Here is a 13,856-nt window from a genome sequence, read left to right as displayed (position 1 = left end):
GGTACGGCGAGGTGGGTGGTCTGGTACCCGCGCTGGTCGCGCTGCTCGCGGCCGGAGGGAACGCCCTGGGGACGGTGCTCCAGCGGATCGCCGCGCGGACCGTACCCGAGGGGGACGCGTTCAGCGTGCGGCTGGTGCGGCACCTGGTGGGCAGCCCGGCGTGGCTGGGCGGCATCGCCGTGATCGTCGGCGCCGCGGCCTGCCAGGCGCTGGCGCTGACCCTCGGCTCGCTGTCGCTGGTCCAGCCCATCCTGGTCACCGAGCTCCCCTTCACCCTGCTCATCGCCTGCGCCTTCGCCCGGCGGCGGCTGCCGGCCGCCGGCTGGGCGGCGTCGCTGATGGTCGCGGCCGGGCTCGGCCTGGGGCTGGCGGCCGCGGCCCCGGGCGGAGGCGCCGACACCGCCTCCGGCGCCCGGTGGACCGTCACCCTCGCCGGCGCCGGGGCGGCCGTGGCGCTCTGCGCGGCGGGTGCCCTGACCCGGCCGCGCGGCCGGGCGCGCGCCGCGCTGTTCGCCGCCGCCTCGGCGATCGCGTACGCCCTGACCGCCACCCTGATGAAGGCGGCCACCGGCGCCTTCGACGACCACGGCGCCGGGGCCTTCTTCACCGCCTGGCAGACGTACGCCTTCGTGGCCGCCGGCGCCTGCGCCCTCTTCCTGCTGGCCAACGCCATGGAGTCCGGGCCGCTGGTGGCCTCCCAGCCCGCGCTCACCCTGGGCGAGGCGCTGGTCAGCCTGGTGCTGGGGAGCGTCGTCTACGGGGAACGGGTGCGGACGGGGTGGTGGCTCGTCCCGGAGGGCGTCGGCGCGGCGCTCGTCACCTGGGGGATCCTGCTGCTGCCCGGGGCCGATCCGGAGGGCGGGGAGCCGGCGGGGGAGCGGGCTCCGGAGTGACCGACGGCCGTGACCCGCCCTCCTCGTCATACCGGCCGGGGGCGGGCGGGACGATCACCTCCGAACCGGGCCGGCGTGCTCGTCCTGACGGCCGGAGCGCCTCACCACGCGCGCGGCACGACCTCCACGCCCATCGGCTGGAGGGCCAGCGCCGGACGCGGCCTGATGCGCTCGGGCGCGAGGAGTTCCAGCCGGAAGCGGCGCCAGATGTCGGCGACGATGTGGACCGTTTCCGTCGTGGCGACCGCGGCGCCGATGCACACGCGCGGGCCGAGGCCGAAGGGGAAATAGGAGCCGCGCGGGGCGCTGGGGGCGCCGGGGAGCCAGCGTTCGGGGCGGAACTCCTCGGCGGACTCCCAGTGGCGCGGATCGCGGTGGTTGACCCACTGGCTGACGGTGACCGTCGTGCCGGCGGGGACGACATGGCCGCTGAACTCCATGTCCTCCATGGCGTCCCGGCTGGTGATCCAGACGGGCGAGTAGAGGCGCAGGGCCTCGCGGACCACGGCGTGGGTGTAGGGGAGGGCCTCCATCCGGGCCAGACCGGCCGGGGTGGAGGCGAAGGCGGCCTGCGCCTCCGCGCGCACCCGCTCGGCGGCCCCGGGGTGGCGGGCGAGGAGGACGCTGGTCCACACGACGGCGTCGTTGGTCGTCTCGAACCCGGCCATGATCAAGGTCGCGAGCTCGTCGCGCAGCTCGTCCGGCGTGGGTTTCGGGTCCCCGTGGACGAGGGCGTGCAGGACGGGAGCCCGGTCGGGGTCCGCGGCCGCGGGCGAGGCGGCCAGGGCGCGCAGCGTACGGTCGACCCGGGCCATCGAGCGCCGGATGCGCAGCTTGCGCGGGGTCGGCACCCATTCGGGCAGCAGCACGGGCGAGGTCGAGAGGTCCATGATGGGCGCGACCAGCCGGGCGACCTCCGCGGTGTCCTCGTCACCGAACTCGTCGCCGAACATGAGGGACGTCACCAGCCGCAGGGTGATGACCGAGACGTCGTCCTGGAGGGTGCGCGGGGTGCCGGTCCGCCAGCCGGCGAGCATGCGCTCGCCCTGGGCGTCGACGATCTCGGCGGCCCGGGTGGTCAGTCCCCGGCCGAAGGCGGGCTGCATCCGGTGCCGCTTGGCCTGCCAGTCGGCTCCGTCGCTGTTCATCATCGAGCGGGGAAAACCCTGCCGCCGTGAACCGCGTCGGGTGTCCGCGCTCGCCTTGGAGAATTTGGAATTCCGGTCGACCAGCATTCGCTCGACATCGCCCGGGGATGTCAGCAGCACATTGTTCGCGCCGAGCCGTACGACGTCTCCGTACGTCCGGGAGCACGAGGTGAGAAAACCCAGTGGATCGCTGCTGAACGCGTGGAGATTTCCGAGGTATTTATCCCCGCCGGGTCCGGGTATTCCGACGGGTGAGGAGGCGGCGGTCGTCACGGGGACCTCGCAGGAATCGCGCGGGCGGGAACGCGGGCGGACGCGCAGGTGGGGACACGGCCGGGAAGGGAGCCAGGACACGGCCGGGAAGGAGACGGGGAAGGCGCAGGCGGCCGCGGTCGCCGCCGCGGCCGCCTGCCTTCTTCACCGTACGGCCTAGTAGTAGGAGTACGGCAGGGTGAGACGGTCCTTGCGAGTAATCCGGGCGAAAAGCGCTCCGGTCAGGATCATCTTGCGCATGGCAGATACCTCCCTCCACCCATCTCGGGATTCTTCGTGTCTCGTCACGGTGTGGCCATCACCGCTTCGCGACGTTGTCGACGTTAGGTATTAGCGGGGGTAACAGCAAGAGTTGACGGTGGCGTGAACGATGTGGTTGGGAATCCATGCCTCCCCTTGGCGGAGTCCTATTTCGGTACGCGATTCCCTTTCGCGTGGCGCGGCAGACGGCCGATGGCAACCGAGGAGTGCCGCCCTATGTACGCACGGTGGCGAACCCGGTCGTGCGGGAACGGCCGGCCGCGTTCCCGCGGCACCGGCTGTGTCAGGTCTCCCGCCCGGGCCGGTAACAGCGTTTCTGCTGGTTGTCGTACTATGTCCGACGTCGCTCTGTACGTCCTCGGCCGTCTCGCCGCCACATCCGTGTGTCCGCTCCCGGGGGCCGTCGCGGCTTCGAAGACCCCGCGAAAAGCCTGAGAAGCGGGGAAAAGCGCGGAAAGTCCCGGCCGTCCCAGGCCACCCCTGGCGGCACCGGCAGAACGGAAGAACATCACGTGGATGTGAGCGCGGCCAATCGGAAGGGCCTCAGCCTCTTCGCCCTGATCATGATCGGCCTGGGGTCCATCTTCGGCTCCGGCTGGCTCTTCGGGGCCGGCCAGGCGGCCCAGGTCGCCGGACCCGCCGCGCTGGTCGCCTGGGTCATCGGCGCGATCTTCATCGGCATGATCGCCATGTCGTACGCCGAGGTCGGCGCGGCCTACCCGCTGCCCGGCGCCATGGCCCGGTTCGGTTCCATCTCGCACGGCCCGGTGCTCGGCTTCGTCACCGGCTGGGCGGTGTGGATCGCCACGGCCTCGCTGATCCCGATCGAGTCCATCGCCGGCACCCAGTACATGGCGTCCTGGAACTTCGGCTGGGCCCGCGGCCTGGTCGCGGACGGCCACCTGACGGCCACCGGCATCGGCATGGCCCTGCTCCTGACCGTCGCCCTGTGGCTGGCCTGCTACTGGTCCGTCGCCCTGCTGGCCCGCGCGAACAACCTGCTGACGCTGGTGAAGTTCGCCATCCCGGTCATCGCCATCGCCGCGCTCATCGCCTCCGGCTTCCACACCGGCAACTTCACCGCCCACGGCGGCTTCGCCCCCAACGGCTGGTCCGCGGTGCTCACCGCCGTCTCCGCCTCCGGCGTCGTCTTCGCCTTCAACGGCTTCCAGGCCGTCGTCAACCTCGGCGGCAACGCCAAGAACCCGGGCCGGGCCATCCCGCTCGCCCTCGTCGGCGCGCTCTCCCTCGGCCTGGTCATCTACCTGGCCCTCCAGGTCGCCTTCCTCGGCTCGGTCCCGCCGGAGCGGCTCGCGGAGGCGGGCGGCTGGCACGGCGTGAACTTCGCCTCGCCCTTCGCCGACCTCGCCAAGCTGCTGATGCTGCACTGGGTCGTCACCTTGCTCCAGTTCGGCGCGTTCATCTCGCCGTCCGGCGCCAACATCGGCAACGTCGCCTCGTCCGCGTACCTGGCGCAGAACCTCGCCGAGACCGGCTTCTTCCCCAAGAAGATCGCCGAGGTGCACCCGCGGTACGGCGTCGCCCGCCCCGCCATGTGGCTCAACCTGGCCTTCTCCGTCCTCCTGCTGCTCACCATCGGGCACAGCTGGGAGGCCCTGGCCAGCGTCGTCTCCGCCGCGATGGTCGTCTCGTACCTCATGGGCCCGATCGCCGTCGGCGTCTTCCGGAAGACCAAGCCCGGGCTGCCGCGCCCGTTCCGGCTGCCCGCCGCCGCCGTGCTGTGCCCGCTGACCTTCGCGTTCGCCGCCTGCGCCCTGTACTGGTCCAAGTGGCCCAACACCGGCAAGGTCGCCCTGCTCACTCTCGTCTCGCTGCCCATCGCCGCGATCGTGCTGCGCCGCAAGGGCGAGCGGAACCTGGCCAAGCAGTTCGCCCCCGCCTGGTGGATGGCCGCCTTCCTGCTGTGGACCGGCCTGATCTCCGCCCTCGGCAGCCCCGAGTTCGGCGGCCACGGGGTGATCCCCGGCGGCCTCGACACCGCGCTGGTCGGCGTCTCCGCCCTCGGCTTCTACTTCTGGGCCGTCCGCGCCGGCGTCCGCGCCCACCAGGACGGGCTGCCCGGCCCCGACCCCGTCCTCGACGGACGCGACGCTCCCGACGTCACGCCCGTCCCCGGGCCGCGCGCGGCCGAGCCGTCGGCGGCGGCCGTCTCCTGACGCCCGCCCCCTCCGTTTACGTCACAGGGCCCCGCCACTCCTTGCCCGGAGCGGCGGGGCCCTGTGACGTAAACGGAGGGGCAGGGCCCTGTGAGCGAGGCGGCCCGTTCGGGATATCTTGATGTCGAGCAATGTTGCAAACGTGGAGCGGAGCACCCGGTGACTGACTCGACCATCATCTATACGCACACCGACGAGGCGCCGGCGCTGGCGACGCACTCGTTCCTGCCCGTGGTCAAGGCGTACGCCTCGACGGCCGGCGTCACCGTGGAGAGCCGCGACATCTCCCTGGCCGGCCGCATCATCGCCAGCTTCCCCGAGTACCTGGACGAGAGCCGGCGCATCCCCGACGCCCTCGCCGAGCTCGGCGCGCTGGCCAAGACCCCCGGCGCCAATATCATCAAGCTGCCGAACATCTCGGCCTCCATCCCGCAGCTCAAGGCCGCCGTCGCCGAGCTCCAGGAGCAGGGCTACACCCTGCCGGACTACCCGGACGACCCGAAGACCGACGAGGAGCGCGAGATCCGCGCCCGCTACGACAAGGTCAAGGGCAGCGCCGTCAACCCGGTCCTGCGCGAGGGCAACTCCGACCGCCGCGCCCCCGCGTCGGTCAAGAACTACGCCAAGGCCCACCCGCACCGCATGGGCGCCTGGAGCTCCGACTCCAAGACGAACGTCGCCACCATGGGCGTCGACGACTTCCGGTCCACCGAGAAGTCCGCCGTCATCGCCGAGGACGGCACCCTCCGCATCGAGCTCTCCGGCGACGACGGCACCACCACCGTCCTCCGCGAGTCCGTGCCGGTGCTCGCCGGCGAGGTCGTCGACGCCTCCGTGATGCGCGTGGCCGCGCTCCGCGAGTTCCTCACCGCGCAGGTCGCCCGCGCCAAGGCCGAGGGCGTGCTGTTCTCCGTGCACCTCAAGGCCACCATGATGAAGGTCTCCGACCCCATCGTCTTCGGCCACGTCGTCCGCGCCTTCTTCCCGAAGACCTTCGCCGAGCACGGCGAGGCGCTGGCCGCCGCCGGCCTGTCCCCCAACGACGGCCTCGGCGGCATCTTCAAGGGCCTGGAGGCGCTGCCCGAGGGCGCCAAGATCAAGGAGTCCTTCGACGCCGAGCTCGCCGAGGGCCCGGCCCTGGCGATGGTCGACTCCGACCGCGGCATCACCAACCTGCACGTCCCCAGCGACGTCATCGTCGACGCCTCCATGCCGGCCATGATCCGCACCTCCGGCCACATGTGGGGCCCGGACGGCCAGGAGGCCGACACCCTCGCCGTCCTCCCGGACAGCAGCTACGCCGGCGTCTACCAGGCCGTCATCGAGGACTGCCGCGCCCACGGCGCCTTCGACCCGTCGACCATGGGCTCCGTCCCCAACGTCGGCCTGATGGCGCAGAAGGCCGAGGAGTACGGCAGCCACGACAAGACCTTCGAGGTCCCCGTCACCGGCACCGTGCGCGTCCTCGACGCCGCCGGGAACGTCATCCTGGAGCAGGCCGTCGGCGCCGGCGACATCTTCCGCATGTGCCAGACCAAGGACGCCCCCATCAAGGACTGGGTCAAGCTGGCCGTCACCCGCGCCCGCGCGACCGGCGACCCGGCCGTCTTCTGGCTCGACGAGAACCGCGCCCACGACGCGCAGCTCATCGAGAAGGTCAAGGCGTACCTGCCCGAGCACGACACCGAGGGCCTGGACATCCGCATCCTCGCCCCCGTCGAGGCCACCAAGCTCTCCCTGGAGCGCATCCGCCGCGGCGAGAACACCATCTCCGTCACCGGCAACGTGCTGCGCGACTACCTGACCGACCTGTTCCCGATCCTGGAGCTGGGCACCAGCGCCAAGATGCTGTCGGTCGTCCCGCTGATGAACGGCGGCGGCCTCTTCGAGACCGGCGCCGGCGGCTCCGCGCCCAAGCACGTGCAGCAGCTCGTCAAGGAGAACTACCTGCGCTGGGACTCGCTCGGCGAGTTCTTCGCCCTCGTGCCCTCCTTCGAGCACTACGCGAAGACCACCGGCAACGCCCGCGCGCAGATCCTCGCCGACACGCTCGACCGCGCCACCGCGACCTTCCTCGAAGAGGACAAGTCGCCGAGCCGTCGCCTCGGCGGCATCGACAACCGCGGCAGCCACTTCTACCTCGCCATGTACTGGGCGCGTGAGCTGGCCGCCCAGACGGAGGACGCGGAGCTGGCCGGCGCGTTCGCCGCGCTCGCCAAGACGCTCACCGAGGCGGAGTCGACGATCGTCGAGGAGCTCGTCGCCGTGCAGGGCAAGCCCGTCGACATCGGCGGCTACTACCAGCCCGACGTCGAGAAGGCCGCTGCCGTGATGCGCCCGTCCGCGACGTTCAACCAGGCGCTGGCGCTGCTTGGCTGATCGCTGTCATCGGTTGTACCCCGGCCCGGTGGGCGGCTTCATGCCGCTTGCCGGGCCGGCGCGTGGTGGTCGGCCCCCGTCAATGCTCCGGGGCGCGCCGCCGGCCGGCCGAGCGCCCGAGCTCGGACCGACCGGATCACTCCGTCACGGGCAGGCACTCGGCGAGCAGGTCGACGACATCGCGCCAGGCACGCTGTGCGTGCCGCGGGTGGTAGCCGACGCCGGGGCGCACGGGATGGTCGACCGGCGGGTGGTGGAAGGCGTGCAAGGCGCCGCCGTAGACCACGAGGCGCCAGTCGACGTCCGCGGCCTGCATCTCGGCGGTGAAGGCGTTCCGTTGCGCGGGCGGCATGATCGGGTCTTCCGACCCGACCCCGGCCCACACCGGGCAGCGGATGCGCGCGGCCTCCCCCGGCCTGCCGGTGGTCAGTGCGTTGACTGCCCCGATCGCGCGCAGGTTGACGCCGTGGCGCCCGAGTTCCAGCGCGATCGCGCCCCCGGTGCCGTAGCCGACAGCGGCGATCCGGTCGGGGTCGGCTCGCGGTTCGGCGCGCAACACGTCGAGCGCCGCACGGCCGATGTCCCGCATCCGGTCGGGGTCGGCGAGCAGCGGCAGGCAACGGGCCAGCATCTCCTCGATGTCGCTCAGATAGCGCCCGCCGTGGAGGTCGAAGGCCAGTGCCACGTATCCCAGCTCGGCCAGGGCGTCGGCTCGGCGGCGCTCGACGTCGCTGAGCCCCGTCCCCTCGGGCCCGATCAAGACCGCGGGCCGGCGGTCGGCACCGGCCGGGAGCGCGAGATGCCCGATCATCGTCAGACCGTCGGCCGGGTACCGGACCGTGCGCGTGGTAATCGTCGTCATGAGACTGGACCGTAGTCATGGTCGAGTCCGACCGGGCCGGGGGTTCGCCGCCGGCAGAACAGCGCGGGTGTCCCCTCCGAAATGCGGCGATGGCTCACAAGAGCCGACACAACCCCCGTTCCCACGGCAGCACCTGCCCCGCACCACGCCCGACACAGGTTCCGGGGTCGGCCCCCGAAGGATTTACAGAGCCGACGACTCAGGCGTTGAAGACTCCACCCTTGACAGCGGATATCAGGTCGGCGAAGGCTGCCGCGGGAATGTTCAGCACGGGGCCTGTGGGGCGCTTGCTGTCACGGAGGGGGACGATGCCGGACGCTGTGACCGCGGGGGCACATTCGACGCAAGCGCCACCGTTGTTGCTGTGGGAGGACTTGATCCAGCGGGGGGATTCGGTCGTCACTGTGTGCCCTTTCGTACCTGCTCGATCATGGCCACAGATGCCCTCTGTGACAGCGCTTCGGCCTGTAGCTGATGGTAGGCCGTCAGCATGGGCAGTACGGACGCGCTCTCTCGGTCCAGGTTTCCTTGCGCCTGGGACTCGGCGTAGCAGACCACCGACCGGTCCGCCAGTGTCAAGAGATAGACAGGCAGGTCAAACGTGCGACGCTCGCCTATGTCGTACGGCGCCACCTGTAGCAGGGTGTTCGGCAACTGAGCGAACTCGACCAGACGCGCCAACTGGGCGTTCATGACGGCTGTCCCACCGACCGTACGACGGATGCAGCTCTCATCCATGGTCACGAACATCATGGGCGGACGAGGTCCCGCCAAGTCCGCCTGTCGCTTCGCGAGGAACGCGACGCGCTGGTCGGCCTGTTCGGGGGTGATGGCGCCACGTCGTACGGCGCTGTCGGCCAACACCCGTGCGTACTCCGGGGTCTGCAACAAGCCGGGGATGATCCCGATCTCGTACAGCCGGATCTCCACGGCTCGACTCTCGTACTTCACGTACTCCGGGAACCCCTCCAGCAGCGCGCCGTGCTTGATCTCGCGGTACTCCCGCTCGAACGCGTCCGCTGTGCCGCCGGTCCCGAACGCCTGGTCGGCGCTACGCGAGAACCGGAGAGTCGGAGGCTTCCGACCGGTTTCGATCGCTGAAATATGCACGCTGGAATATCCCGTGCGGGCGGCCAGATCCTCCTGTCGCCACCCGCGCGACTCCCGCAAGCTGCGCAGGCGCGCTCCGAAGGCGGCTTGGGGTGACGCGTCGGGGTTCAACTCCCGTCGGTTCAAGAATCCTTCACCAATCTTCCGTTCGCGACTTACAGGTTGAAGGCTGCCCAGATGTGCGGCCACTCTGAACCTCCCCGGTAGCGGAAAGGCTACGGAGAGGAGTGATCGCCTGTGTCCGATGCGCAGAAGACGTACCAGCCGTATCGCACGGGTGCCCAGGTGGGGGACCCCGGCCGACGGCAGGTGGGTGAGGCCGTGGGCCGCGAGGAGACGTTCGTTCAACTACACCTGTTCGAGGGGGATGTGGGCGGACGAGTTGACCCGGACGCCTGGATCCCCCAACCGCTCGAACTGGTCGTGGACACCGAACGTGATCAGGTCGGCGTCGTGGTCGGCCGGGACGCCGGCACCGGCCGGATCACCCTGCGGCCTCCGGAGGGCGGGCGCGTCTGGCACCCGGCGACTTACCGCCGGGCCGACGCGATGGACCGTTTGCGCGCCCGGGTGATCCAGCGGAACCGGGAGGGGCGTCGGTGGTGAGAGAGCGGAGCAGGCTCCGCCGCCGGCGGGACGGTCGGCCAGGGGAGGCACACGGATGGAAGAGGTGAAGGCCATCGGCGAACAGCGCGCCGGGTGCGCGGAGTGCCGCCGACTGCGCGACGAGTTCGCCCGGGCCGTCCGCTCGGGTGACCGGGCCGGGGCGGAAGGTGCGATGGCCGCCCGAGGACTGCACGAGTACGCGGCGCACGGGGGGCGCAAGTAACCAACAGGGAGCGGGAAGTGCGTCCGTTGCTCATCTTGCCGCACTGGGCCGGGCCCCGGTCGGCTCGGCTGGTGCGGGTGCCGGCGGAGCCCCCCCCCCGGCGAACCTCCGACTTCCGCCACCCGCCCCGCCCCGTACATCCGCGCCGCGCACTCCCGGCATCCTGGGACGGGCGCCGGCATCGGGGCGGACGGGGCGACCGGCGTCCGCGGCGGTTCCGGGGCGGCCGCTTCGGCCGGTGGGACGCGGCATAGACTGCCTGGGTGAGGGGACCTTCCCCTTCGCCCGCGCCGTGTCGGGGCCGGGGGACGGCAGGCGGCCGGCGGACGTCGTAAGGAGACCGAGGGTGGAGACCCCACACGCGGTGGGCGGGCCCGGCGGCCCGGCGGGGCCCGGGCGGGCCGCGTTGGAGGTGGGCCCGTTGCCCGGCCGCCCCGGTATTCGCGCCAGGGGCGAGATCAGCGTGGTCACCCGCCCGTCCTGGGAGGCGGCCCTGACCGAGCTGGCCCGGCGGCACGGGGACGTGTCGTATGTGGAGCTGTCGGCGGCGGAGTTCCTCGACGTGGGCGGGGTGACGGCGCTCGCGGTCACGGCCCTGCGCCTGCCCGCCGGAAGGATCGTGGTGGAGCACCCGCCACCCCATGTGCCGCGGGTGCTGGAGATGTTCTGGCCGGGACTGCGGCGGATCGAGGTGGTACCGCGATGAGCACGGCGGCCGTCGATGAGACGTTCGAGCACCCGGCGCTGTTCTACCGCACGGAGGAGGAGTACACCGAGCGGACGCTCTCCTTCGTGCGGGAGGGACTGGCCGCGGGTGAACCGGTGGCGGTCGCCGTTCCCGGCCCCAACCTGGAACTGATCAGGACGGGACTGGGGGCGGACGGCGAGGGCCTGCTGTTCCTGGACATGACCGAGGCCGGGCGCAACCCCGGCCGGATCATCCCGCGCGTGCTGCGGGGATTCGCCGACGCCCACCCCACCGGACGGGTGCGGATCATCGGTGAGCCGATCTGGGCGGGACGCAGCGCGGTGGAGTACCCGGCGTGCGCGCAGCACGAGGCGCTGATCAACGCCGCGTTCGCGGGCCGGGCGGTGACGATCCTGTGCCCCTACGACGAGGCGCGGCTGGACGAGGACGTCCTGGCCGACGCGCGGGTCACCCACCCCACCGTCATCACCGGCGGCCGTACCCGGGTGAGCGACGCCTACGACTGGGAGGCGGTCGTCGCCCGGTACAACGAGGAACTGCCGGCCGTGCCGCACGCCGCGGTCTTCTCCTTCGGCGCCGGGGAGCTGTCCGCCGTCCGGACGTTCGCCGTCGCCGAGGCGGCGCGGTGGGGGCTGGCGGGCCAGCGGCTGATCGACGCGGAGCTGGCCGTCGCCGAGCTGACGACCAACAGCGTGATCCACGGCGGCGGCCGGGGAACTCTGGCGGTCTGGTCCGAGGCGGGACAGGTCGTGTGCGAGGTCCGCGACGCCGGACGGCTGACCGATCCCCTCGCCGGCCGCAGGCCGCCGGAGCCCGGACAGCTCGGCGGGCGGGGGCTGATGCTGGTCCACTACGTGTCGGACCTCGTACGGATGTACACCGGCGACGACGGCACCACCGTGCGGTTCTACCTCGGTCTGTGAGGCACCGGCGAGAGCCGGGGGCGGCCGCTTCCCGCGGGCGGCCCGGCCCTCGCCGGGCAGCACCGCGAGGCCGCAGCGGCCGGTGACCACCGTGACCAAGCGGCCGCACCACTACCCCACCTCGCTCCCGGCGGACGTCGCGGACGGGCACGTGCCGGTGCTGGAGCCCATGATCGCCACCGGTGGTACGGTGCCGGCGGTGATCCGGCTGCTGCTGGAGAAGGGCGTGCCCGAGGAGAACATCGTCTTCGTCGACTTCATCACCGTCCCCGAGGGCATCGACGCGGTCTGCCGACGTCACCCGAAGGTGAGGATCGTGACCTCCTCCGTCGAGGAGCGGCTCAACGAGGACGCCTACATGATCCCGGGCACCGGCGACTTCGGTGACCGGTTCTTCGGCACCGACAGAGGAGTGGCGTGAGCGACGCGGTGAAGATCGTCGAGAAGGTGGCGTGGATCCTGCGGGACGGTGAGGGGCGGGTCCTCGTCGCGCGTTCGCACGGCAAGGACGCGTACTACCTGCCCGGCGGCAAGCCCGAGCCCGGGGAGACCGGGCGCGACGCGCTGGTCCGGGAGATCCGCGAGGAGCTGGGCGTCGACCTCGTCCGGGAGACCGTCGCCCCGGCGTTCACCGTACGGGCCGCGGCACATGGCAAGGGCGCCGGTACCGAGGTCCGGATGGCCTGTTACACGGCCGGCCACCGCGGCACCTCGGAACCCCTCGCGGAGATCGCCGAACTGGCCTGGCTGGACCCGGCCGCGGCCGCGCCCGTCAGTGGCGCGACCCGGGCGGCGCTGGACCGGCTGGCCGGCTGATCCCGGCGATGGTGAATCCGTTCACCGGCCGCGCGGCGCGTACATGATGACGGCCATGCCGACGAGGCACACCAGCGCGCCGACGACGTCGTAGCGGTCGGGCCGGTAGCCGTCCGCCACCGCGCCCCAGACGAGCGAGCCGGCCACGAAGACTCCGCCGTACGCGGCGAGGATCCGGCCGAAGTGCGCGTCGGGCTGGAGCGTGGCCACGAAGCCGTAGACGCCCAGGGCGACGGCCCCCGCGCCCGCCCAGAGCCAGCCGCGGTGCTCGCGCACCCCCTGCCACACCAGCCAGGCGCCCCCGATCTCGAACAGGGCGGCGACGACGAACAGGGCGGCGGAGCGGGCGACGAGCATGGGTGGGCTTTCCTCGGACTGGACGGCTGAACGGCCGGGCGGCGGGACGGGCGGGGGCGCGCGGACCCGCGCGCTTCCCCCGACGACCGTAACCGCTCAGGCGTCCGCCCCCGGCCGCCGCCCGGCGGCGAGCGTCGCCGGCGCGTAGCCGAACTCGGCGGGGACGTCCACGCCCAGCGCCCGGGCCAGCGGCACCATCACGGCCAGGTGGTGGACGGCGTGATGGGCGACGAACACCAGCTCCCGGCCGACCGTGGACGGGGTCCGGGCCACCGAGCCGTCCGGCGCCACCACGCTCACCACCTCGACCGGACGCTTCAGGTCACCCGGCGCGACGGTCCCGACCAGCCCCCGGACGTGCGCCAGCCGGGCCAGCGCCGCGTCCCGGTCCGTCTCGACCGGCCCGCCGCGCGTGCGCCGGTCGTAGTCGACGGTGCCGCTGCCGGCGCCCGCGAGGATGGCCGTGTAGTGGTCCACGCAGTGCCGGACGTGTCCGGCGATGGGGCTCGCGCCGCGCGGGCGGTGCAGGTACTGGTCGGCGGTGAGTATGCTCACCAACTCGCCCACCTGGCCGAGCTGTTCGGCGGCGCACGTGGTGACGGAGGTCGTGGCGGCGGTCACCCGGCCGGCGGTGCTGGGGTCGTCCAATGGTCGTCTTCGCCTTCCTCGCGGTGCCCTCGGCTCGCTCCCCCGTGCCGTCCACGGTAGCGCTCCGCGACCGCCGGAAGGACGGGTTCCGGCGGGCCGCCGGCCGGGTCAGCCGAACCGCACGCTGCCGGGCCGGAACACGCCCCAGCTCTTGCCCGTGCCCGCGGGCAGCGGCTCCGGGGTCCCGCCGCACGCCTGCCCCTCGTAGAGGTTGGCGTCGGCGTCCGTGTCGTTGCCTGCGCTGGCCGCCGGCTTGGCGAGGGTGATGCACGGGCCGGTCGGCGGGTTGACGATGACGTTGTTCACCCCGTCCGTGCCGGCGTAGTCGAATCTGCCGGTCGCCGCACTCGCCTCCGTGGGCACCGCTCCCACCAGGGCGAGCGCGGCGCAGACGGCCAACGCCGCCCGGGCCGCGTTCCCCAGGGTCCCGATCGCGGTCATGAAGGGCCTCCCTCCCTCGCGGTCCCCGCC

General features: G+C 72.3%; 17 protein-coding genes. 9 read left to right on the top strand and 8 right to left on the bottom strand.

Features of this window, described 5'->3' with window-relative positions:
- The first annotated feature begins 11 nt into the window (after positions 1-11).
- Positions 12-893: a DMT family transporter gene (locus K7I03_RS04350; RefSeq protein WP_185942112.1), complete on the top strand. Its 882-nt coding sequence runs from the start codon at positions 12-14 to the stop codon at positions 891-893.
- Positions 894-994: 101 nt separating this feature from the next.
- Here K7I03_RS04350 and K7I03_RS04345 read toward each other — a convergent pair whose 3' ends face one another.
- Positions 995-2,314, bottom strand: coding sequence for a cytochrome P450 (locus K7I03_RS04345; protein ID WP_185942111.1), 1,320 nt, complete (start codon positions 2,312-2,314; stop codon positions 995-997).
- A gap of 156 nt (positions 2,315-2,470) precedes the next feature.
- Entirely contained in the window at positions 2,471-2,545 is a 75-nt protein-coding gene (locus K7I03_RS34195) for a cittilin family RiPP precursor (RefSeq protein ID WP_224347385.1), read from the bottom strand.
- A 542-nt stretch (positions 2,546-3,087) separates the two neighbouring features.
- Here K7I03_RS34195 and K7I03_RS04335 point away from each other — a divergent pair.
- Both K7I03_RS04335 and K7I03_RS04330 read left to right on the top strand, forming a co-directional pair.
- On the top strand, positions 3,088-4,752 hold the full coding sequence (locus K7I03_RS04335) for an APC family permease (RefSeq protein WP_224346872.1): 1,665 nt from the start codon (positions 3,088-3,090) through the stop codon (positions 4,750-4,752).
- Between the two features lie 159 nt (positions 4,753-4,911).
- Positions 4,912-7,131: an NADP-dependent isocitrate dehydrogenase gene (locus K7I03_RS04330; protein ID WP_185942109.1), complete on the top strand. Its 2,220-nt coding sequence runs from the start codon at positions 4,912-4,914 to the stop codon at positions 7,129-7,131.
- Between the two features lie 136 nt (positions 7,132-7,267).
- On the opposite strand, the gene K7I03_RS04325 is transcribed toward K7I03_RS04330, so the two are convergent.
- The 3 genes from K7I03_RS04325 to K7I03_RS04315 all read right to left on the bottom strand — a co-directional run bounded on the left by K7I03_RS04325 (position 7,268) and on the right by K7I03_RS04315 (position 9,229).
- On the bottom strand, positions 7,268-7,993 hold the full coding sequence (locus tag K7I03_RS04325) for a dienelactone hydrolase family protein (RefSeq protein ID WP_185942108.1): 726 nt from the start codon (positions 7,991-7,993) through the stop codon (positions 7,268-7,270).
- A 199-nt stretch (positions 7,994-8,192) separates the two neighbouring features.
- Entirely contained in the window at positions 8,193-8,396 is a 204-nt protein-coding gene (locus K7I03_RS04320; protein ID WP_185942107.1) for a DUF397 domain-containing protein, read from the bottom strand.
- Complete coding sequence (locus K7I03_RS04315; RefSeq protein ID WP_185942106.1) at positions 8,393-9,229, bottom strand: helix-turn-helix domain-containing protein; 837 nt, start codon at positions 9,227-9,229, stop codon at positions 8,393-8,395. The genes K7I03_RS04320 and K7I03_RS04315 overlap by 4 nt, the downstream gene beginning before the upstream one ends.
- A 111-nt stretch (positions 9,230-9,340) precedes the next feature.
- On the opposite strand from K7I03_RS04315, the gene K7I03_RS04310 reads away from it, so the two are divergent.
- From K7I03_RS04310 to K7I03_RS04285, 6 genes are all read left to right on the top strand, one after another.
- Positions 9,341-9,709 (top strand): hypothetical protein, encoded by a 369-nt coding sequence (locus tag K7I03_RS04310; protein WP_224346871.1) that lies wholly within the window; start codon positions 9,341-9,343, stop codon positions 9,707-9,709.
- Between the two features lie 55 nt (positions 9,710-9,764).
- Positions 9,765-9,932 carry a hypothetical protein gene (locus K7I03_RS04305; RefSeq protein ID WP_185942105.1) on the top strand — a complete coding sequence of 56 codons (168 nt, stop codon included), beginning with the start codon at positions 9,765-9,767 and terminating at the stop codon, positions 9,930-9,932.
- Between the two features lie 346 nt (positions 9,933-10,278).
- A complete protein-coding gene (locus K7I03_RS04300; protein WP_224346870.1) occupies positions 10,279-10,638 on the top strand; it encodes an STAS domain-containing protein in 360 nt (119 codons plus the stop codon).
- A complete protein-coding gene (locus K7I03_RS04295; RefSeq protein WP_185942104.1) occupies positions 10,635-11,564 on the top strand; it encodes an anti-sigma factor RsbA family regulatory protein in 930 nt (309 codons plus the stop codon). Before K7I03_RS04300 ends, K7I03_RS04295 begins: the two co-directional genes overlap by 4 nt.
- 91 nt (positions 11,565-11,655) lie before the next feature.
- Positions 11,656-11,985: a uracil phosphoribosyltransferase gene (locus K7I03_RS04290; RefSeq protein WP_224346869.1), complete on the top strand. Its 330-nt coding sequence runs from the start codon at positions 11,656-11,658 to the stop codon at positions 11,983-11,985.
- On the top strand, positions 11,982-12,380 hold the full coding sequence (locus K7I03_RS04285) for an NUDIX hydrolase (RefSeq protein WP_185942102.1): 399 nt from the start codon (positions 11,982-11,984) through the stop codon (positions 12,378-12,380). Before K7I03_RS04290 ends, K7I03_RS04285 begins: the two co-directional genes overlap by 4 nt.
- Before the next feature lie 21 nt (positions 12,381-12,401).
- Here the strand turns inward: K7I03_RS04285 and K7I03_RS04280 are convergent, their stop codons facing one another.
- The 3 genes from K7I03_RS04280 to K7I03_RS04270 all read right to left on the bottom strand — a co-directional run bounded on the left by K7I03_RS04280 (position 12,402) and on the right by K7I03_RS04270 (position 13,826).
- Positions 12,402-12,737, bottom strand: coding sequence for a YnfA family protein (locus K7I03_RS04280; RefSeq protein ID WP_185942101.1), 336 nt, complete (start codon positions 12,735-12,737; stop codon positions 12,402-12,404).
- A gap of 96 nt (positions 12,738-12,833) precedes the next feature.
- Positions 12,834-13,385: a DinB family protein gene (locus tag K7I03_RS04275; RefSeq protein ID WP_185942100.1), complete on the bottom strand. Its 552-nt coding sequence runs from the start codon at positions 13,383-13,385 to the stop codon at positions 12,834-12,836.
- A gap of 108 nt (positions 13,386-13,493) precedes the next feature.
- Positions 13,494-13,826, bottom strand: coding sequence for a hypothetical protein (locus tag K7I03_RS04270; protein WP_185942099.1), 333 nt, complete (start codon positions 13,824-13,826; stop codon positions 13,494-13,496).
- Positions 13,827-13,856: the final 30 nt, after the last annotated feature.

It is taken from the genome of Streptomyces mobaraensis (genome assembly GCF_020099395.1).
Classification (GTDB): domain Bacteria; phylum Actinomycetota; class Actinomycetes; order Streptomycetales; family Streptomycetaceae; genus Streptomyces.
Note: the sequence above shows the minus strand (reverse complement) of the source record. Positions and strands in the feature narration are given on the sequence as shown.

Excerpts from the sequence above, each read along its gene's own strand:
- K7I03_RS04325 (WP_185942108.1), bottom strand. The coding sequence starts at position 7,993 with ATGACGACGATTACCACGCGCACGGTCCGGTACCCGGCCGACGGTCTG.
- K7I03_RS04305 (WP_185942105.1), top strand. The coding sequence starts at position 9,765 with ATGGAAGAGGTGAAGGCCATCGGCGAACAGCGCGCCGGGTGCGCGGAG.
- K7I03_RS04295 (WP_185942104.1), top strand. The coding sequence starts at position 10,635 with ATGAGCACGGCGGCCGTCGATGAGACGTTCGAGCACCCGGCGCTGTTC.
- K7I03_RS04280 (WP_185942101.1), bottom strand. The coding sequence starts at position 12,737 with ATGCTCGTCGCCCGCTCCGCCGCCCTGTTCGTCGTCGCCGCCCTGTTC.
- K7I03_RS04270 (WP_185942099.1), bottom strand. The coding sequence starts at position 13,826 with ATGACCGCGATCGGGACCCTGGGGAACGCGGCCCGGGCGGCGTTGGCC.